At 61.3% G+C, this 21,670-nt stretch carries 11 protein-coding genes; all 11 read left to right on the forward strand.

What is annotated here, in order from left to right; genetic code table 11:
* Positions 1-23: 23 nt before the first annotated feature.
* The 11 genes from BN5935_RS10010 (at position 24) to BN5935_RS10060 (ending at position 21,668) form a co-directional block, all read left to right on the forward strand.
* The gene (locus BN5935_RS10010; RefSeq protein ID WP_235821072.1) at positions 24-1,859 is read left to right on the forward strand and encodes a pectate lyase; all 1,836 of its coding nucleotides are present in this window, start codon (positions 24-26) and stop codon (positions 1,857-1,859) included.
* A gap of 25 nt (positions 1,860-1,884) precedes the next feature.
* Positions 1,885-3,507, forward strand: a complete 1,623-nt coding sequence (locus tag BN5935_RS10015; protein WP_147625804.1) for a pectinesterase family protein — start codon at positions 1,885-1,887, stop codon at positions 3,505-3,507.
* Between the two features lie 141 nt (positions 3,508-3,648).
* On the forward strand, positions 3,649-8,028 hold the full coding sequence (locus BN5935_RS10020; RefSeq protein ID WP_082944099.1) for a hybrid sensor histidine kinase/response regulator transcription factor: 4,380 nt from the start codon (positions 3,649-3,651) through the stop codon (positions 8,026-8,028).
* Complete coding sequence (locus BN5935_RS10025) at positions 8,025-9,245, forward strand: glycoside hydrolase family 88/105 protein (protein WP_064975988.1); 1,221 nt, start codon at positions 8,025-8,027, stop codon at positions 9,243-9,245. The genes BN5935_RS10020 and BN5935_RS10025 overlap by 4 nt, the downstream gene beginning before the upstream one ends.
* 345 nt (positions 9,246-9,590) lie before the next feature.
* On the forward strand, positions 9,591-12,827 hold the full coding sequence (locus tag BN5935_RS10030; protein WP_064975989.1) for a SusC/RagA family TonB-linked outer membrane protein: 3,237 nt from the start codon (positions 9,591-9,593) through the stop codon (positions 12,825-12,827).
* Between the two features lie 28 nt (positions 12,828-12,855).
* The gene (locus tag BN5935_RS10035; RefSeq protein WP_064975990.1) at positions 12,856-14,745 is read left to right on the forward strand and encodes a RagB/SusD family nutrient uptake outer membrane protein; all 1,890 of its coding nucleotides are present in this window, start codon (positions 12,856-12,858) and stop codon (positions 14,743-14,745) included.
* Between the two features lie 30 nt (positions 14,746-14,775).
* On the forward strand, positions 14,776-17,844 hold the full coding sequence (locus tag BN5935_RS10040) for a fibronectin type III domain-containing protein (protein WP_235821073.1): 3,069 nt from the start codon (positions 14,776-14,778) through the stop codon (positions 17,842-17,844).
* A 231-nt stretch (positions 17,845-18,075) separates the two neighbouring features.
* Positions 18,076-19,521: a Fe-S cluster assembly protein SufB gene (sufB, locus tag BN5935_RS10045; RefSeq protein ID WP_064975991.1), complete on the forward strand. Its 1,446-nt coding sequence runs from the start codon at positions 18,076-18,078 to the stop codon at positions 19,519-19,521.
* A 7-nt stretch (positions 19,522-19,528) separates the two neighbouring features.
* Positions 19,529-20,101 (forward strand): flavodoxin family protein, encoded by a 573-nt coding sequence (locus BN5935_RS10050; RefSeq protein ID WP_064975992.1) that lies wholly within the window; start codon positions 19,529-19,531, stop codon positions 20,099-20,101.
* Positions 20,095-20,847 carry a Fe-S cluster assembly ATPase SufC gene (sufC, locus tag BN5935_RS10055; protein WP_064975993.1) on the forward strand — a complete coding sequence of 251 codons (753 nt, stop codon included), beginning with the start codon at positions 20,095-20,097 and terminating at the stop codon, positions 20,845-20,847. The genes BN5935_RS10050 and sufC overlap by 7 nt, the downstream gene beginning before the upstream one ends.
* Positions 20,847-21,668, forward strand: coding sequence for a SufD family Fe-S cluster assembly protein (locus BN5935_RS10060; RefSeq protein ID WP_064975994.1), 822 nt, complete (start codon positions 20,847-20,849; stop codon positions 21,666-21,668). Before sufC ends, BN5935_RS10060 begins: the two co-directional genes overlap by 1 nt.
* The last annotated feature ends 2 nt before the right edge of the window (positions 21,669-21,670 follow it).

Genomic DNA, 21,670 nt, shown 5'->3' on the forward strand with positions numbered 1-21,670 from the left:
TGATACGCAATTTGTTTTTATATATGCTGCCCGCTTTTCTGGTGCTTACGGCCGGATGCGGCGGCGACTCCACCGAGGCGGCTCCCGAGCGGAAGACCCTTCCCGTGCCCGACGTGACGTTCTCGGTCTCCGACCTGACGGCTATTGTCCGCTGGTCGGTCTCGGCGCAGGTCGAGGCCGTGCGCTTCACCTTCGAGCTCTATGCCGGGGGTGCCTCTGCCCCCGAGAAAACGGCCACGACGAGCCTTACCTCCCAGCGCTTCGCACTGGAAGCGGGCGTGACCTACCGCTTCCGGGTGTGCGCCGTGGCGCCGCTCGGCTCGGCCGAATGGCAGGATTCCGCTTTTTCCGAAGAGGTTACCTTTACGGCCGGCGGTTCGCCCGTCGATCCGGGTGCGGATCTGGGGCTTCCCTTGGCCAACGAGAACGACGGCGTGCTGCGCGCCTTTCCGGGTGCCGAGGGCGGCGGCATGTACGTCACGGGCGGGCGCGGCGGCAAGGTCTGCCACGTCACCAACCTCAACGATTCGGGTACGGGATCGCTGCGTGCGGCTGTCGAGGCTTCGGGTAAGCGCATCGTCGTCTTCGACGTGGCGGGAACGATCGAACTGCTCAGCGATTTGCGCATCAAGAATGGAAACCTGACCATTGCCGGGCAGACGGCTCCGGGCAACGGGATTTGTGTGAGCGGCGGTACGGTCGTGATCGATGCCGACAATGTCATTGTCCGTTACATGCGTTTCCGCTTGGGCGACCTGAATAAAGGCGGTAATCTTTCCGATGGGTCGGATACCATTTGGGGACGTTATCGCACGGATATCATCCTCGACCACTGCTCGATGTCGTGGTCGATCGACGAGTGCGCCTCGTTCTATGCCAACCGCAACTTCACGATGCAGTGGTGCCTGCTGACCGAGAGCCTGCGCAAATCGGCGCACGGCAAGGGCGAGCATGGTTACGGCGGCATCTGGGGCGGCAGGAACGCCTCGTTCCACCATAACATGCTGGCCAATCACGACAGCCGCAATGCCCGCATCGACCATCCGGGTATCTACGGCAGCTACCTCTCGACTCACCGGGGAAATGTCGATTACCGCAACAACGTGATTTACAACTGGGGCAGCAACACGACCTACGGCGGTGAGGACGGCTCGTTCAACATCGTGAACAACTATTACAAGCCCGGGCCGGCTTCGAAAGAGCGCAACTATTTCGTCGATGCCTACTGGTACAACTCCTCTTCGAACGTGGGTTCGGCCTATCCCCGGCTCTATATGTCCGGGAACTACCATGCGGGCGGCTATGCTTCGGCGATCAACGGCGATAACTGGTTGGGTGTCTATTACCATCCGCAGGGCGACGATCCCTCGAAAACGGCCGGACGCCTTTCCGCTCCGCTGTCCGTCAGGGCCGGCGATACGCAGGTCTGCCACACGACGACCCATTCGGCAGCCGATGCCTTCGATGCCGTGCTGAAATACGCCGGGGCTTCGCTCAGCCGCGATGCCGTCGACAAGCGCGCCGAGAGCGATGCCCGCAGCGGAGAGGCTACCTTTCCGAATGGCGGCAACGGCTCGACGGGAGGCATTATCGATACTCAATCCGCCGTCGGCGGCTGGCCCGAACTCACGGCCACCGATGAGGAGATACGGCGCGCCGCGACCGATACCGACGGCGACGGCATTCCCGACTATTACGAGACGCTGCTGGGGCTCGACCCGAACGACGCCTCCGACGCCAACGCCACGACGCTCGACCCGCAGGGCATTTATCCCAATATCGAGGTCTATTTTCACTTCCTCGTCAGGGAGATTTCCGTCGCCCAGACCGCAGGCGGAACCTACACTGCTTTGGAATAGCTGCCGGCTTGAACCTTAACTTGAGATGAAACGCCTTTTCCTGCTGACGATCTGTCTGTTATTCGCCGGTGTTGCCTGCGGACGAAACCTGCATGTCTACTTGATCGGCGATTCGACCTGTGCCACGAAGGAGCTTGCGAAACAGAATCCCGAGCGGGGATGGGGACAGTTGTTCCGGCCGTTGTTCGACGGCTCGGTTACGGTCTGCAACCACGCTGCCAATGGCCGTTCCACCAAGTCGTTCCGCGACGAGGGCCGCTGGAAAACTGTTTGCGACGGGTTGCGGCCGGGCGATTACGTCTTCATCCAGTTCGGGCACAACGACCAGAAACAGAGCGACTCGACCCGCTACGCCTCCCCGGTGCAGTATGCCGCGAACCTACGCCGCTATGTGGCCGAGACGCGCGAACGGGGAGCCGTTCCGGTACTGCTGACGCCCATCGTGCGCCGCCGTTTTACCGACGGCGTGCTGGACGATACCCACGGGCCCTATGCCGCCGCCGTGCGCCGTGTTTCGGCCGAAACGGGCACGGTGCTGATCGACGCCGAACGGCTGACCCGCGAATGGGTGTCACGGCTCGGGGACGAGGCGTCGACAGCGTACTATATGTGGGTTGAGCCGGGAACCAATCCCCGCTGGCCCGACGGGCGGCAGGACAACACGCACCTCAATGTCCGCGGGGCCCGCACCGTGGCGCGGATGATCGCCGCGCGGCTTCCGGAGCTGATTCCCGAACTGGGACGCTGTCTGAAAACCTCCGATTTCGTGGTCGCACAGGACGGTTCGGGCGATTTCTTCACCTTGACGGAGGCCGTGGCCGCCGTTCCCGACTTCTGCCGCGACACGACCCGCATCCTTGTCTGCGAAGGCACCTACCGTGAGAAGATCGCCATTCCCGCCACCAAGCGTAATGTGGTGCTTGAAAGCCGTGGGGCAGTGACGGTTACATGGGACGATTACGCCGCGAAGACTGGAGCCACCGGGCGGCCGCTGGGCACTTCGGGCTCTTCGACCGTCTATTTCGGCGGCGACGGCTGGACGGTGCGCGGACTGACGTTCGAAAACTCCGCCGGGAGGGTGGGGCAGGCGGTCGCCGTGCAGTGCTTCGGCACCGGACTGCACTTCATCGGCTGTCGTTTCCTCGGCAATCAGGACACGCTCTACCTCTACGGCGCCGGCAACCGCGACGGGGAGACCGTCACGGAAAATGCCCGGATACTGTTCGAGGAGTGTTATGTCGAAGGTACGACCGATTTTATCTTCGGCTCGGCCGCGGCGCTGTTCCGCAACTGCGAGATTCGTTCGACGGCCGATTCCTACATCACGGCGGCTTCGACCTGCCGGGGACAGGCGTGCGGACTTATCTTTGAAAACTGCCGTCTGACCGCTGCCGAAGGTGTCGCGCGCTGTTGGCTGGGGCGTCCGTGGCGCGATCATGCGCAGACGGTCTTTATCGGCTGTGAAATGGGGGCGCACATCCTGCCCGAAGGGTGGCACGACTGGTCGAAGCCGCATGCGCAAAAGACTGTCTTCTATGCCGAATACGGCTCTGAAGGCCCCGGCGCCGCTCCCCGCAGCCGCGTGAAATGGTCGCGGCAGCTCACGGAAAAAGAGGCCCGGCAGGTGCTTGCGGCCTTTGAAAAATAGCTTGGAATCCGATTTTTCGTATATTGGTGTCGTAACGACACTTTTATGTGTCGGACCGTTTTGCCGCACTGCGCGCAATTCGATTTTGGAAATGTCCGTCCTTTTTGCTATATTGGGAAGACCGGATTTGTTTAATTTACTATGAAACGACTGTTGCTGACCCTTTTGCTGCTCGCCACCGTCCCGATCGCCCGGGCGACGCCTCCGCAGTGCCTTTTCCAGACCTACTCCACGCTGGACGGAATGACGCACGACCGTATCGCCGACATCTATACCGATTCGCGCGGATTCGTGTGGGTCTGCACATGGTACGGCGTCAGCCGTTTCGACGGATACACCTTCAAGAATTTCAGCACCACGCCGGGCGATTTCTCGCCCCTGTCGCACCACCGCTTCATCTCCGTGAGCGAGGATTCGAACGGACACCTCTGGTTCACGACCTATAATTTCCATGTCTACCGGCTCAACCGCTATACCGAGCAGTTCGAGGACGTGGTATCGCTCGTCGAGGGCGTCGATTCGCAGCACTACCGCATGACACACTGCCTGCACGACGGTCGCGGCGGCACATGGGTGGCCATTGCCGGACTGGGCGTGGCGCGTTTCGGCGATGCCGACGACGCGTCGCCCGTGCGCATCGACGCCTTTTTCGACGCTCCGGTACTGGGCGGGGATGTCACGGCGATGTATGTCGACAATGGGGGCGACGCTTGGATCGCCACGGCTGACGGCCGCCTGAACCGGGTCGCCGCCGGGGAACGGACCGCCCGCACGCTCTGCGAAACGGCCTCCCCGGCTTTCTCGTTTACGGCCGATGCCGACTATGTCTACTGCGCCACGGCGGACGAGGTGGTCCGTGCAGGGCGCAGGGATGGCACGCTCACCCGTCTGCCGGGCGGCGGCGCTCCGCTCACGGCCATCGTCGCCGACTCGGTGCGCAGGACGGTCTATGCCGGCAGCCGTTCGGGGGAACTCTACCGCGTGTCGGGCGACCGGCTGGCGCGGCTGAATCCCAAAGGGGCGCGTCCGCGCCGTATCCGCGATCTGGCGGCCGACTCCCACGGCATCGTGTGGGTGACTTCGGCCGAGACGGGCATCACGCGCTACAACCCCGCGACGGACGATTACAAGCATTTCGAACAGCAGCCCTACACCGTCTCCTACAACATCGACACCCTGACCAAGATCGCCGAGGGCGGCGGCCTGCTGTGGATCAAGATGAACAACTGGGGCTTCGGCTACTACGACCGCGACCGCGACGAGGTAGAACCTTTCTACAACGATCCCAAACTCCCCAACTGCCAGATGACCAACGCCGTCGTGCGTTTCGACGTGCGCGACGACGTGCTGTGGCTCTCGACCTACCACGAACGCGGCTTGCGCAAGGCGGTGATCCTGCGCCAGCCCGCCGAGGTCTTCACCCTCGACTCGAAATCCCCGAATCCGCTTTCGGGCGAGATACGCGCTCTGATGACCGACAGCCGGGGCCGGATGTGGGTCGGCACGCGCGACGGCGAGCTGATCGCTTTCGACGCCGCGAACAAACCCGTCTACACGCTTCCCGCGCAGGGCCGCCGGGGCACGGGTATGATCTACGCCCTGAAGGAGGACTCCTCGGGCAACATCTGGGTCGGCACCAAGGGCGAGGGCCTCTACCGCATGACGCCCGAGGGCGGCGGCTATAAAGTCACGCATTTCACCCATTCCGAAGCGGATGCTTGGTCGCTCAGCGACGATCAGGTCTATTGTGTCGAGGAGGACGGTTCGGGACGTATCTGGGTGGCGACCTACGGCGGGGGCATCAATCTGCTGGAAGACCCCGCCGGGCACCGGTTCATCCATGCCGGCAACCTGATGACGCACTATCCGCTGGACGAGGCGGGGCGCGTGCGGTGGCTGCTTTACGACCGGCAGGACCGGATGTTCGCCGCCACGGTCGACGGCCTTTTGGTCTTCGACCCGGGGGCCAGTGCCAAATCGATGCGCTTCCGGCTGGTGCAGAAGATTCCGGGCGACGCGGAGTCGCTGGGCAACAACGACATCATCCAGATGCTCCGCGATTCGGAGGGCCGCATCTGGCTGGCGACTTTCGGCGGCGGCCTGAACCTGATCTCGGGCTATGACGGCGAAGGGATGCCCCGGTTCCGCTGCTACGACAAGACGGCGGGACTGGCCGGCAACATCTGCATGGCCCTGACCGAGGACCGGCAGGGCGACCTGTGGGTCTCGACCCACAACGCCGTGTCGCGCTTCGACCCGCGCCGCGGGATTTTCTCGAATTATTACCTCTACGACAACATGCGCAACGCGGTCTTCAGCGAGGCCACGGCGCTCACCGCGCCGCAGGGCGACGTGCTCTTCGGCAGCGGCCGCCACCTCTACCGCTTCGATCCCGAGGCGGTCCGCGCTGCGAAGATCGACTACGAACTGCGTTTCACGGGGCTCGACGTGCGCAACAAACCCGTCGTCGCGGGACGCCGCTCGCCGCTCTCGGAGTCGGTGACCGAGGCCGGCCGCATCGTTCTGCCCTACAATTTCTCGAATTTCCGCATGGAGTTCGCCTCGCTCAATTTCGCCATCCAGCATATCGTGGGTTATATGTACAAGTTGGAGGGTTACGACCACGACTGGAACATCTCGGGAACTACCAACCGGGCGACCTATTCCAACGTGCCGATCGGCAGCTACACGCTCCATGTCAGGGCTTTCGTCGGCAACGCCGATGCGGCCGGCGAGGGGATCACGATCGGGGTCGAGGTGCTCCCCCCCCCTTGGCTCACATGGTGGGCTAAAACCCTCTACATACTGCTGGCGCTGGTCGTCATCGCCGTGGTCTACCGCATTGCCAGCTCGGTCATCCGCATCCGCCGCGAGGCGAGTGTCGAACAGAACATGACCGACCTGAAACTGCGCTTCTTCACCAACATCTCCCACGAACTGCGCACGCCGCTGACGCTCATTCTGGGCGGCATCGAGGATGCGCAGAAGCACGACGAACTCTCGCCCCGCGGCGAGAACAGCCTCACGCTGGCCCACCGCAACGCCAAGCGCATGCTGACGCTCATCAATCAACTGCTGGACTTCCGCAAGATCGTCAAGGACAAGATGGAGCTGAAAATCTCGCGCGTGGACCTCGTGCCGCTGGTCGAGGACGCCCTCGACGACTTCCGCGAACTGGCCGCCGAACGCCGGATCGAGCTGCTTTTCACCGTCTCGCGCCGTTCGGTGCTGGTGTGGGTCGACATCGAACGCATGGAGAGCGTGGTTTATAACCTGTTGTCCAACGCCCTGAAATTCACGCCCAACGACGGTAAGGTCGAGGTGATCCTCTCGCTGCGCGAGGCGGAGGAGTGCGTGCTGCTCACGGTCCGCGACACGGGCATCGGTATCCCGAAGGACAAGCAGGGGATGATCTTCGAGCGTTTTGCGCAGGCTTCGCGCGCCGTGGACAGCAACATGAAGGGTTCGGGCATCGGACTCTCGCTGTGCCGCGACATCGTGGCCCTGCACCACGGCGAAATCTCGGTCGAGAGCCGTCCGGGCGAGGGCGCCGCCTTCACCGTGAAACTCTGCCTCGGCAATGCCCATTTCGGCATGGAGCAGATCGACTTCTCGGGGGCCGGAGCAGGTGATGGTGATCGCCGCAACGACTATATGGTCAGTGACTTCACGCCCGCCGACAGCCAGCGCCGCGTCGATGTCACGCCGCCGAAGGATGCCCAGAAAATCCTGCTCGTGGAGGACAACCGCGAACTGCGCATCTTCATGTACAACAGCCTGATCGATACCTACCATGTCGTCGAGGCCGACGACGGCGTCGAGGCCCTCGAAAAGATTCGCAGCGAGATGCCCGATATCATCGTCACCGACCTGATGATGCCCCGCATGGACGGCATCGAACTGATCGACAAGGTGCGCCACGACTTCACGATGAGCCACATCCCCATCGTGATGCTCACGGCCCGCCATTCGCCCGACGACCGGGTGAAGGCCATGGAGTTCGGTGCCGACGGCTACATTACCAAGCCGTTCAGCATCGAACTGCTGCTGGCCCGCATCGACAACCTCCTGACTCAGCGGCGCAAACTCTTCGAGAAATTCTCGTCGCAGTCGGCCCGCAACAAGGTCGTCGAATTGGTCGTCGAGGATGTCGTCGTCACCGACCGCGACGAGGAGTTTATGAAGGAGGTGATGGCGTGGCTGGGCGAGAACGTCGAGAACTCGGAGCTCACGATCGACCAGTTGGCCTCGCACCTCGGGCTGGGCCGTACGACGATGTACAACAAACTCAAGAGCCTCACCGGAAAATCGCCCGTCGAGCTGATCAAGGAGTACCGCATCACCAAATCGAAACTCCTGCTGCGCACGGGGCAGTTCTCTGTGTCGGAGGTGGCCTACAAGGTGGGCTTCTCCGATCCGGGCTATTTCAGCCGCTGCTTCCGCGAGCAGTACCACATGTCGCCCGCCGAATACCTGAAAACCCATAACCTGAAAGAAAACCAAGACACCAAAACCGCATGAAACGATTGCTGATACCTGCCCTGTGCGTGCTGGCCGCCTGCACCTCGCGCAGCCCGCTGTATGACTCCTCGACGCCGCTCGCCGTGCGTATGGCCCAAAGTGAGATCGCCCGCAACCCCTCGCCCATGACGCTCGACGGCATCCCCGCCGGCAAGGTGAAGTGGAACTACACCACGGGGCTCGAACTGCTCGCCGTTGCCGACGCCGGCGCGGCCTACCGTATCCCGGAGTTCACGGCCTATGCCGACCGCTATTTCGATTCGATCGTGCAGCCCGACGGGAGCGTGCTGACCTATAAGCGTTCGAAGTACAACCTCGACCACGTCTGTCCGGGGCGCATGCTCTTCGACCTGTACGACCGCACGGGCGAGGTGCGCTATAAAATGGTGCTCGACACGCTCTTTCGGCAGTTGCAGGAGCAGCCCCGCAACCCCGACGGCGGATTCTGGCACAAGGAGGTCTATCCCAGCCAGATGTGGCTCGACGGGCTCTACATGGCCGAGCCGTTCTATGCCGAATATGCCAAAAAATACCTCTCGGGTGCCGAATACGAAAAGGCTGTCGACGACATCGTCAACCAGTTCGTCGTCGTGGCCGCGCATACCTACGACCCCGTGACGGGGCTCTACCGCCACGCCTACGACGATTCGCGCGAGATGTTCTGGTGCGACAAGACCACCGGCCAGTCGGCGCACGCATGGGGCCGGGCGATGGGGTGGTACGCCATGGCCATCGTCGAGACGCTGCAATACCTCGGGGCGGACGACACGACGCGCCCGATGGTCGATATTCTGAACCATATCTATGAGGTGCTGCCCCAATATGCCGATCCCGCGACCGGCATGTGGTATCAGGTCCTCGACCAGCCGGGACGCGAGGGCAACTACCTCGAATCGACCGCCTCGGCGATGTTCGTCTACGCCATGCTCAAAGGGGTGCGGCTGGGCTACCTGCCCGTGGAGATGGGTGCCGGGGCCCGGCGGCTCTACGAGAAGTTCGTGGACCGTTTCGTGCGGGAGAATCCCGACGGCACGATCTCGCTGACCGACTGCTGTTCGGTGGCCGGGCTGGGCGGCAAGGGGATGCGCAGCGGCACGTTCGAATATTACATCTCCGAGCCGGTGATCGACAACGACTGCAAGGGCGTGGGGCCCTTCATCTGGGCGTCGATGGAATACCGGCGTAAGACGCCGGATTTAGAGGCGGATGTTCGTTAATGCGTCTCCGGTCCGGTTCTGCGCCCCGGCTAAGAGCCGGGTTACAGGGGCGATGGCTGGTCCGCTCTTCTCTGATCCGGTTCTCCGCTGCCGATATGCGAAGCCCGATGTATTCGCCCGATCTGAAAATCTTTTTCCGGAAAATCCTCCCGAGAAGGGAGGATTTTTTGCCCCGTATTCCTTTTCTCAGGGCTTTGGAGGGCCATTCGGCCGGGGTTGACAAATTATCCATGAGAAGTGATAAAAATTACCTGTCGAATCCTCCGGGGCAATTTATTTTTGTATAGGGAAATGCCCCTTTTTACGGAAAAAGCGAAAACCTAATTATTAACCAAAACCTTTTATATGAAAAGCTTTACTCTAAAGTTCGCCCTGTTGTTCCTGCTGGGTGTGAGTCTGGCCTCCGCGGCTGTGGCTCAGAAAATCGGAGGAGTCGTCAGGGATTCGGCGGGAAAACCGGTCGTCGGAGCTTCGGTGATCGTCGACGGATCGACCTTGGGAGCAAGTTCGGGGGTCGACGGCCAGTGGTCGCTCAACGTGCCCGACGCTTCGAAGAAGACGCTGGTGATCTCGTACATCGGTATGAAGACGCAGCGCATCGCCATCGGCAGCAGGACGCAGATCGACGTTAAGCTCGAAGACGAATCGACGGCCATGGACGACGTCGTGGTCGTGGGCTACGCCACCGTGAAACGCCGCGACGTGGTCGGCTCGGTCGCCTCGGTCAACGCCGAGACGCTCCAGCAGATGCCCGTGGCCTCGGTCGCCGAGGCGATGACGGGCCGCATGGCCGGCGTGCAGATCACCGCCACGGAGGGCGATCCCGACGCTGAAATCCGCATCCGCGTCCGCGGTGCGGGCACGTTCTCGTCCGACGGCGCGCCGCTCTACATCGTCGACGGATTCCCGGTGGAGAGCATCAGCGACATCTCCTCGTCGGAAATCCAGTCGATCGACATCCTCAAGGATGCTTTCTCAACGGCCATCTACGGTTCGCGCGGTGCCAACGGCGTCGTGCTCATCACCACCAAGAGCGGCGAGAAGGGCAAGATCAACGTGAATTATAATGTATACTGGGGTTTCAAGGATATCGCCCGCAAGAATCAGGTGCAGGCGCTCAACCCCTCGGAGTTCGCCAAGTGGCAGTATGAACTGGCCGCCGTTCAGAACAAGGTGTCGGACAACTACGAGCCCTATTTCGGGGCGTTCTCCGACATCGACCTTTACGACAACGTGAAGGGCAACGACTGGATGGACCAGCTTTTCGGCCGCACGGGCGAGCAGTTCAACCACAACCTCACGGTTTCGGGCGGCGGCGACAAGTTCAAGTGGAACGCCACCTATGCGCGCCTCTATGACAAGGCGATCATGATCGGTTCGAATTACAGCCGCGACAACCTCGGCCTGAAGACGCAGTTCAAGCCCAACAAGCGCATCACGCTCGACTTCAACATCCGTTATTCGCGCATGAAGGTGCGCGGCGCGGGCGCCAACTCGCTCAACGACTCGGGTGCCCAGACCACGGGTCGTCTGAAGAACGCCATGCTCTACACGCCCATTCCGCTGAAGGCCCAGATCGAGGGCGGCGACGACTTGGAGGAGAACTCCTCGGACGCCGTGATGCCGACGGTCGCCGTTTCGGATTCGGACCGCAAGCGCGAGCGCACCAACTGGACCGCCAACGGCGGCTTCACATGGGAGATCGTCGACAACCTCAACCTGAAGGTCGAGGCCGGCATGGAGGAGTACCGGCAGGAGACCAACTCCTTCTACGGCGTCACGACCTACTATTCGAAGGTCGGCGGTTCGGGTTCGACCGTTCCGGGAACCCCCTCGACCAACTACAACGATGTGACGCGCCGCCGCGTGCGCAACACCAATACGCTGAGCTACGATTTCAAGAAACTGATTTCGAACGACAACCACCACCTCAACGTGCTGCTGGGACAGGAGTACATCATCACCGAGCAGCGGACGTTCAACACATGGGTCGACGGTCTGCCCGATTTCTATACCGCCGAGCAGGCGTGGGCTTTCATGGGCGCGGGCTCCAACGCCAGCTCCTCGAACATGAACTATGCGGCCGACGACATCCTGCTCTCCTATTTCGGACGTGTCAACTACGATTTCAAGGGCAAGTACATGGTTTCGGCCACGATGCGCGGCGACGGTTCGTCGAAGTTCTCCAAAGGTCAGAAATGGGGTTACTTCCCCTCGGCGGCCGCTTCGTGGCGTATCTCCGACGAGTGGGGGCTGAAAGACCTCCGGTGGCTGGACAACCTCAAGCTGCGTTACAGCTTCGGTACGGCGGGCAACAACAACATCCCGACCGGCATGGGCGGCCTGACACAGCTCTACGAGGTCGGCACGGGCGCCAGCTTCATCTACGGCGATCCGATCTACTGGACGCCCAACGGCAACGGCGTTCAGGAAAGCTACATGGCCAATGCCAACCTGACGTGGGAGACCACCTATTCGCATAACTTGGGCCTCGATTTCGGATTCTGGCGCAACCGCCTCTCGGGGTCGGTCGAGGTTTATCAGAACACTACCGAGGATATTCTGATGCGCTATCCGGTTTCGGGTTCGGGCTATGGCTTCCAGTACCGCAACGCCGGTACGATCCGCAACCGCGGTCTGGAGGTCTCGGTTTCGGCCGTGATTCTCGAGAAAGCCAAGTACGGGCTGAACTTCAACGCCAACATCGCCTTCAACCGCAGCCGTATCATGGATCTGGCCGGGTTGGAAACCTATTCGCAGAAGTCGGGTTGGAACAACAATGTAGTCGACTACTATGCCGTACTGGGCGGCGCTATCGGCGATGTCCGCGGTTACACGACGCTGGGACGTTACGAGGTCGAGGATTTCGATCTGGACTACTATGCCGAGACGGGCAAATGGAAGACGCTCGACGGTTCGAACTGCGCCGGCGTGGTCGGCGACATGCGTCCGGGTTCGCTCAAGCTGCTCTGTGACGCCGACGGCACTCCTGTTCAGGGCAAGATCGGCAACGTGCAGCCCCGGTTTACGGGCGGTTTCTCGCTCTCGGGTTATGCCTACGGGTTCGACATCGCCGCCAACTTCACCTATTCCTACGGTAACAAGGTCTTCAACGCCAACAACGTCGAGTTCACCTCCTCGCAGAAATACACGGGCAAGGGCGTGATCCGCAACCTGTCGGACGTGATGGCCCTCGGCAGGCGCTGGACCAACGTCGACTGGACGACGGGCGACGTGATTACCGATCCCGAAGCGCTGGCGGCCGCCAACCGGACGACGACCATGTGGTCGCCCTACATGCCGCAGACGGTCGTGCATAGCTGGCTGCTGGAGGACGCTTCGTTCCTGCGCCTCTCGTCGCTGACGATCGGCTACACGCTGCCCGCGAGCTGGACGCGCAAGATTCGCATCAGCAAGGTGCGTTTCTACGCCACCGGAACCAACCTCTTCTGCTGGACGCCGTACAGCGGCTTCGACCCCGAGGTCGACACGCGCCGCGCGACGCCCATGACCCCCAATGTCGACTATTCGGCCTATCCGAAGAGCCGCTCGTGGGTGTTCGGTGCGAACATCAGCTTCTAACCTCTAACCGACTGAAAAAAACTCAACGATGAAAAAGTTAATCTATATCCTTGCCTGCGCCGGCCTGATGGCCGTTTCGTGCGGCGAAGAGCTGCTGGACACCCGGTCGTCCTCGTCGTCCGATTCGGCGACCATGTTCTCGAACGAGACCTATGCCGAGGCGGCCGTCATGAACATCTACCGCCAGTTCGGTGTGGACAAGTCCTACCGCAACCGCTGGCTGGTCTACTACGGCGCCAACACCGATTCGGAGTGGTACGTTTCGGCGTCGCCCGACAAAGCCACCGATACCAAGACCTTGATTTATACCTACAACGCTACCTATGACGATGCCGGCAGCCAGCTCAACGAAGACGGCGGGCAGTATGCGCTGGCCTACACCGCCATCGAGAACTGCAACCTTGCCGTCGCCGGCCTGCGCAAGTACGGCAATGTCGAGGGCAACGCCGGGATGCGTTACCTGCTGGGCGAATCGCTCGTGCTGCGCGCGTTCTTCTATTTCGACCTGATCAAGGCTTGGGGCGACGTTCCCGCGCGCTTCCAGCCCATCGGCGAAACGGGCGATGTGAACAAGCCCAAGAGCGACCGCGACGAGATCTACAAGCAGATCATCGCCGACCTCGAGGAGGCTGTGAACTATGTCGACTGGCCCAACGAGGGTGCCCGGACGGGCACCGTGACCCGTGTCAACAAAGCCTTCGCCTACGGCCTGCTGGCCCGCGTGTGCCTTTCGGCCGCCGGTTATGCGCAGCGTCCCGACGAGGGGCGGATCGGCACGGGCAACGTGGGCTCGAACCGTCGCAGCAAGCTGGTCGAGGCGGGTCAGGAGTGGGGCGACAATGCCCTCTACACCAAGGCGCTCGATGCCTGCAAGGAGGTGATCGCCAAGGAGAACGCTTCGGTGAAACTGGAGGGCTCCTTCGACGAAATTTGGCGCGACATGATGAAGCGCGAGGTCACGGCCGGAGGCGAGACGCTTTTCGTGATTCCTTTCGCCGACAACCGCGGCCAGTGGATGAACAATTACGCCGTCAAGCACACCACGGCCGACAAATACTGCGGCAAGGCCAATGCCGGCGGCACCATCGGTCCGGTTCCCACGCTCTTCTACGAGTATGACAAGGCCGACCGCCGCCGCGACGTCACCTGCGTTCCCTACCGCTGGAACGGCGGCAAGCAGGAGTTGGAGAACATCCAGAAATGGTATTGCGGCAAGTACCGCTACGAGTGGATGAACGAGGTCGTCTCGGGCAACGACTGCGGCATCAAGCCTATCGTGATGCGCTATGCCGACGTGCTGCTGATGGCCGCCGAGGCCGCCAACGAACTCAACGACCTGCCCTATGCCAAGACGCAACTGCGCAAGGTCCGCTACCGCGCCTTCAAATCCAACGATGCGGTCGACACCTATCTTGACGGCATCGTTTCGAAGGACGATATGTTCTGGGCCATCTACAAGGAGCGCATGCTCGAGTTCAACTGCGAGCAGGTCCGCAAGCAGGACCTCATCCGCTGGGGACTGCTCAAGAAGTCGCTCGACGACGTGAAGGGCAAGATGAAGGCCATGCTCGACCACACGACCTACACCTCGGCCGTTACGGGCGACAGCTATGATTTCTCGACTATCGGTACGAAGGTCTACTACAAGTACGCCGACGACGGCGAGACGCTCCAGCTCCACGGCCTCGACTTCGGCGAGGCCGGCGAACCCGAAGGCACGGGCTGGACGCTCTACACCTCGAAGAAGACCGACGGATCTACCGAGGAGGAGTATATCAAGAGCGGCACGACCTCCACGGCGCGTATCGACATGATCTATCAGTACGATCCCGACGTGCATATGTTCTGGCCGCTTTTCAAGATGTCGCTGACTCCCAACAGCATGCTGGCCAACGATTACGGTTATCCGGTGCGATAGTGACCTGAAAAAGGAAAAAACAAGAAACGTATGAAAACGATTATCAATAAATTCCTGCTGTTCGTGACGCTTTTCGCCGGAGCGGTGTCGCTTCACGGCTGTTCGGACCCCGACGGGATCATCGAGGATATCGCCTACGACCGCGAATTCTCCCCGCTGAACTTTACCTATACGCTGACCAACAACGTGAACGTCGCCTTTTCATGGACGGTCATGACCGGCATCTCCGACTACACGCTGACGCTCTCCTATACCGACGGCGACGGCGGTGTTTACGACGAGGTGGACCTGATCGCCCCGCTCGGCAGCGACGGCACGACGGCCAAGACGATGGAATACGACTTCAAGGAGCTTCCCGGCAACCGCGCATGGAAGGCCGAACTGGTCGCCGTTTCGCAGCGCTCGGGCGTCGCCGATTCGAAACCCGCGGTCTGCATCTTCGCCACGGGCGTCGAGAACCTCTTCCTGAACGACGGCAAGGTCCCCGACGACGATATTACGGCCACTACCGCTCTCCTGCGCTGGGTTGCCGGATCGAACGTCACCGACCTCAGCGTGACGCCCGACGTCGGTAAGATCGGACTCACCGCCGCCCAGATCGCCGCCGGCGAATACGAGCTCACCGGACTGACCACCGGTACGGCCTATACCGTCGAGCTGCTGCGCGACGAGGCCGTGCGCGGAACCGTCACGTTCGTCGCTTCGGACAAGATCGACGTCGACGTGACCGACAAGACTGCGGCTTCGATCACCCTTTCGTGGGGCGCCGACCAGCGGGTTACGAGCCTTGCGCTGAAAGGCGGCGACGACGAGCGCGACATCACGCTGACCGACGCCGAGATCGCCGCGCATACCTATACTTTCGAGGGTCTGAAAGAGCGCACCGAATATTCGATCACGGTCTTCATCGACGGCGTCGAATCGGGCAGTCTGGTCGTCACGACCCTCGGACAGTCCAATTACTGGGATTTCACGACATGGGAAATTGCCTCTTACAGCAACGATGTGCCTGTGACGGTCGATGAACTGACCATCATGCCGCCGAAAGGCAAGGAGGCAGCCATTAAGCTGGATGCCGATTACGGGGTCAATTACCTCGACCGGGGCGGTAAGTCTACTCCGGCGGCTCCTTCGGCCGAGGCTCCGACCAACGGCTATCTGAAATTTTCGGTAGTTGGCGAAGGCGTTCTCGTGATCGACAGCTATGCCAACGGTGCAGGACGTAATTTCTATGCCTATGTCGATGCGCTGGGTAAGAGTTTCGGACCGGTCGAAGCCCCCACGGCAGACAACCGCGGCAAGGTTTACATCCCCTGTCCGGGTATTCCGTCCAATGCTTCCGTCTATGTATGGACCGACAACTCAATCAACCACATCTACAGCATCGGCTGGTACGAGGGTTCGGAGGCTCCGGGGCAGAACGCCACGCCGCTCGCCGCTCCCGTGGTAACGGCCGCTCCCGCCGAGGTGACCAAGGGCGACAATGCCCCCGTGACTTTCTCGTGGGACGCCGTTCCCAACGCCGCGACCTATACCTACCGCCTCGCCCTGACGACGCTCAATGGTGAGACCGAAGAGGTCGTTCGCTTCTCGGAGACCGTTTCCGCGACCCGGATGACCGTTCCGGCCGAGACCGTCGCCAAACTCAAACCGGGTACTTACACGATCTCGGTGACCGCTGCGGCTGCCTCCGACTACCTCTACAAACCGTCGTCCGCCGGCAGCGCCACGCTGACGGTCAACGACACCAAACTGGCGGCTCCCGTCGTGAAGTTCACGCCTGCGAAAGTCACCATCGGCGAACAGACGGAGGTTGTGGCATCGTGGGATGCCGTTGAAGGTGCTGCGTCGTATGATGTCTCTTTCAATAACGGCGCTGCCGAGAGAGTGACCGCGACTTCCTATACGATCGCTGCCGCGACGGTCGCCGCACTTGCCGTGGGTGACTACACGATCTCGGTCGTTGCCAATCCTGCCGATGCCTCGTCGCAGGTTTCCGATCCCGGTACGGCCAAACTGACCGTTGCCGAGGCTACGACGGGCCCCGGTACGGCTTTGTCATGGGGCGCGGATGAATTTGCAGCTATCTGGGCCGGATTCGGCAACAGTACGGGCGACATCAACGCCGCGGCGCTGGATACGATGGTAGCAACGGGCGATCTGACGAAGAATACCGACAGCTTTACCTACAAAGGTCTTTCGTTCCTGCTGGGCGGCGGCAAATTCAAATTCGGCTCGAACAACAACGCTGCCGGGGATAAGGCGCTTCGGTTCCAGTTCGGCGGTACGGGTAGCATGACCAAGGCGAACGTGTCGTTCGCAGTAGACGGACCCGGTACGTTGGTTGTCGAGGCTGTTTCGGGCGGAACGACGGCACGGGCGTTGGCCGTGAACGTTGACGGTACGGAACTGCCGACGCAGGAGGCGCCCGCGAGCGGAGACGGTGCTGTGAAACTGACATTCGATTGCTCGGCTGCTTCTGCGGGATCGAAGATCACGATTTACAGTACGAACAGCGGCATCAACGTTTTCTCGGTCGTCTGGACGCCGCAGGGCGGCTCGGGCGGCGGCGATACGGGGACGGCTTATGTATGGGGGCTGGACGATGTGACTGCTATGTGGGATGGATTCGCTCAAAGTACGGGCGACATCAACGCGGCGGCACTGCCCTCGATGACCGAAACGGCCGACCTGAAGAAAGATGCCGACGGTTTCACTTACAAGGGCCTTTCATTCCTGCTGGGCGGCGGTAAGTTTAAATTCGGCTCGAACAACAATGCCGATGGTGTGAAAACGCTCCGCTTCCAATTCGGCGGTACGGGGTCGGTAACGAAAGCGAATGTGTCGTTTACGGTCGACGCTCCGGGTACGCTGGTCGTGGAGGCCGTTGCGGGCGGTTCCGTTGCCGAAAAGGCCCGTCCGCTGGCTGTGGCTATCGACGGCGCGGAAGTTGCTACGCAGGATACGCCGGATAGCAGCGGGAATGCGCAGAAACTCTCGTTCGATTGCTCGTCGGCCTCCGCCGGATCGAAGATCACGATTTACAGCAAGAACAGCGGTATCAACGTCTTCTCGATTACTTGGACGCCTTTGAACTAAAAGGTGGGGTAATTCAAAAAAAAAGGCGCTCTTTATCGAGCGCCTCTTTTTTGCCGTTTGACCGTTTCGGAACCGGATTTGCAGGGGTGCATTGTGAAAAGTAAATGGATTTTTGTACCTTTGGTGCCGTAACGGCACTTTTAGGATTCGGGCTGTTCGGCTGAACCGGATGCGGTTCGGTCTTGCACTTGTCCGTTCTTATTCGTATCTTTACAAGATATTTCGCTCACAATGGCTGAAAACGAAAAAGACATACTGGAAAATATCGGGGAGCAGGAATACAAGTACGGCTTCACTTCCGACATCGAGACCGAAACCATCGGCAAAGGGCTTTCGGAGGATGTCGTGCGGCTGATCTCCGCCAAGAAGGGCGAGCCGGAGTGGATGACCGAGCGGCGCGTGGCGGCCTACCGCCACTGGCTGACGCTGGAGGCTCCGACATGGGCCCACCTGACGATCCCGCCGATCGACTTTCAGGAGATCATCTACTATGCGGCTCCGAAGCCCAAAAAGCAACTGGGTTCGATGGACGAGGTCGATCCCGAGCTGAAGCGCACGTTCGACAAGCTGGGCATTCCGCTCGAGGAACAGATGGCGCTGGCGGGCGTCGCGGTCGATGCCGTGATGGACTCCGTCTCGGTCAAGACCACCTTCAAGGAGGTGCTGGCCGAGAAAGGGATTATTTTCTGTTCGATCTCCGAGGCGCTGCGCGATTTCCCCGAACTGGTGAAAAAGTACCTCGGGAGCGTCGTGCCCTATACCGACAACTTCTATGCTGCGCTGAACGCCGCGGTCTTTTCCGACGGTTCGTTCTGCTACATTCCCAAAGGTGTGCGCTGCCCGATGGAGCTCTCGACCTATTTCCGCATCAACGCCGCCGGCACGGGGCAGTTCGAACGCACGCTGATCGTGGCCGACGAGGGGGCTTATGTGAGCTACCTCGAGGGGTGCACCGCACCCCAGCGCGACGAGAACCAGTTGCACGCCGCCGTCGTGGAGATCATCGTCGAGCGGGATGCGGAGGTCAAATACTCCACCGTCCAGAACTGGTATCCCGGCGACCGGCAGGGCCGGGGCGGCGTCTATAACTTCGTCACCAAACGCGGCATCTGCCGCGAGAATGCGCGCCTGTCGTGGACGCAGGTCGAGACGGGTTCGGCGATCACATGGAAATACCCGAGCTGCATTCTCGCGGGCGACAACTCCGTCGGGGAGTTCTACTCGGTGGCCATGACCAATAATTTCCAGCAGGCCGACACGGGTACGAAGATGATCCACATTGGCCGCAACACCCGCAGCCGCATCGTTTCGAAAGGCATCTCCGCGGGGCGGAGCGAGAACTCCTACCGGGGGTTGGTCCGCGTGGCGAAGGGGGCCGAGAACGCCCGCAACTACTCGCAGTGCGACTCGTTGCTGATCGGCGACCGGTGCGGGGCGCACACGTTCCCCGTGATCGACGTCCGCAACCGCACGGGCGTGGTGGAGCACGAGGCCACGACCTCGAAGATCTCCGACGACCAGTTGTTCTACTGCAACCAGCGCGGCCTTTCGACCGAGGATGCCGTGGGGCTGATCGTCAACGGCTATGCCCGCGAGGTGTTGTCGAAACTGCCGATGGAATTCGCCGTCGAGGCGCAAAAACTGCTGGCCTTGCAGTTGGAAGGATCGGTCGGATAGCGGAAAGATGAAGGTCGTCGTCATAAACGGAAGTCCCCGCCGCGACGGGTTGGTTTCGCAGATGCTCGGCCATGTGGCCGGCGCACTGCCCGAAGGGTGCGAAGTCGAGACGCTGTTCGTCCGCGACATGCAGGTCCGGCCCTGCACCGGGTGTATGAAATGCCGTTCGCTGGGCCGTTGCGTGCTGCCCGAAGACGATGCGCACCGCACGGCTGAGGCAATTCGCGGGGCCGACGCGCTGATTGTCGGGTCGCCCTGCTATTGGGGCAACATGAGCGGGGCGCTGAAGGTGCTGTTCGACCGGATGGTCTATGCGATGATGGGCGAGCGGGAGAACGGCATGCCGATCCCGCTGCACAAGGGCAAGCGGGCCGTGCTGGTCGCCGCGTGCAATACGGTCTATCCGTTCAGCGTATGGTTTCGCCAGACGACCGGCGTGTTCCGCGCATTGCGCGAGATATTGAAATGGAGCGGTTTCCGGGTCGCCGGGACTTTGGGCCGGAGCGGATGCCGCAAGCGCGGGGTGCTGACGCCCCGAGAGATTGAGAAATGTAAAAAACTGGCAAAAAAGATATGTTAAAGGTAAAAAATTTGCATGCGTCGGTCGACGGCAAGGAGATTCTCCGGGGCATCGACCTCGAGGTCAGGGCCGGCGAGGTGCATGCCATCATGGGCCCCAACGGCTCGGGCAAGTCGACGCTGGCCTCGGTGCTGGCGGGCAATGAGAAATTCACCGTCACCGAAGGTTCGGCCGAGTTTCTGGGCCGCGACCTGCTGTCGATGCCCATCGAGGACCGGGCCCGGCTAGGTCTGTTTCTGGGCTTCCAGTACCCGGTGGAGATTCCGGGCGTCACGATGGCCAACTTCATGAAACTGGCTGTCAACGAACAGCGCAAGTTCCGCGGCGAGGAGCCGCTGACGGCCGCCGAGTTCCTGCGTCTGATGCGCGAGAAGAGCGCCGTGGTGGAGCTCTCGTCGAAACTCACCTCGCGGGCCGTGAACGAAGGGTTCTCGGGCGGCGAGAAGAAGAAGAACGAGATTTTCCAGATGGCGATGCTCGACCCGAAGCTGGCGATCCTCGACGAGACCGATTCGGGTCTCGACATCGACGCCCTGCGGATCGTCGCCACGGGCGTTACGAAACTCCATCGGGCGGATAACGCCACGGTGGTCATCACACACTACCAGCGTCTGCTGGATTACATCGTGCCCGACGTGGTGCATGTGCTCTACAAGGGCCGCATCATCCATTCGGGCGACAAGTCGCTGGCTCTCAAGCTCGAAAAGGAGGGTTACGATTGGCTGATCAACGAATACGACAAGTGATGGAGCCGATTCTCGACATCATCCGCGGACTGCGTGCGGCGGACGGCGAGCTTCTCCGCATCGCCGGGGCCGAGGCCGAACCCTTTGCGGCGGTCGATCCCCGGAAACTCCGCATCGAGGCCGCCGCAGGCGCTTCGGCTCGGATTGTCGTGCTGCACACTGCACCCGACATGTCGGTGCTGGAAGTGGAGCTGGCCGAAGGGGCGCAGTTGGAGCTGACCGAGCTGTTCACGGCCGAGGCGTTCGCCGAGGTTTCGGTGAAGCAGGCCGCCCATAGCCGCTGCCGCCTGACGACGGTGCAGTTGACGAGCGCCAACGCCTCGTACCGCATCGACCTCGACGGCGCGGATGCTGAAAACGAACTGGGCGGGGTGTTCCTCACCACGGGCGGCGAGCACTGCGTGGTGAAACTCCGCACGGCGCACAACGTCGCCGACTGCCGCAGCGACTCCTATATCAAGGGCGTTGCCGGCGGGCAGGCCGTCGGGGAGTTCTCGGGACTGGTCTACGTCGCTCCCGACGCCCAGCGCACCGATGCCCGCCAGCAGAGCCGCAATATTTTGCTCAGCGAGACGGCACGCATCACGACCCAGCCGCAACTGGAAATCTATGCCGACGACGTGAAGTGTTCGCACGGCGCGACGGTGGGGCAGATGGATGCCGATGCGATTTTGTACATGCGTCAGCGGGGTCTGAGCGAAGCGCAGGCCCGGCGGTTGCAGATCGAGGGGTTCGTCGGCGATGTCGTCGGCCGCTGCGGCATCGAGCCGCTGTGCGGGGCGATCATGGAACGGGCCGCGGCGAAAATTGAAACTATGTAAGG

The organism is Alistipes provencensis (assembly GCF_900083545.1).
GTDB lineage: Bacteria > Bacteroidota > Bacteroidia > Bacteroidales > Rikenellaceae > Alistipes > Alistipes provencensis.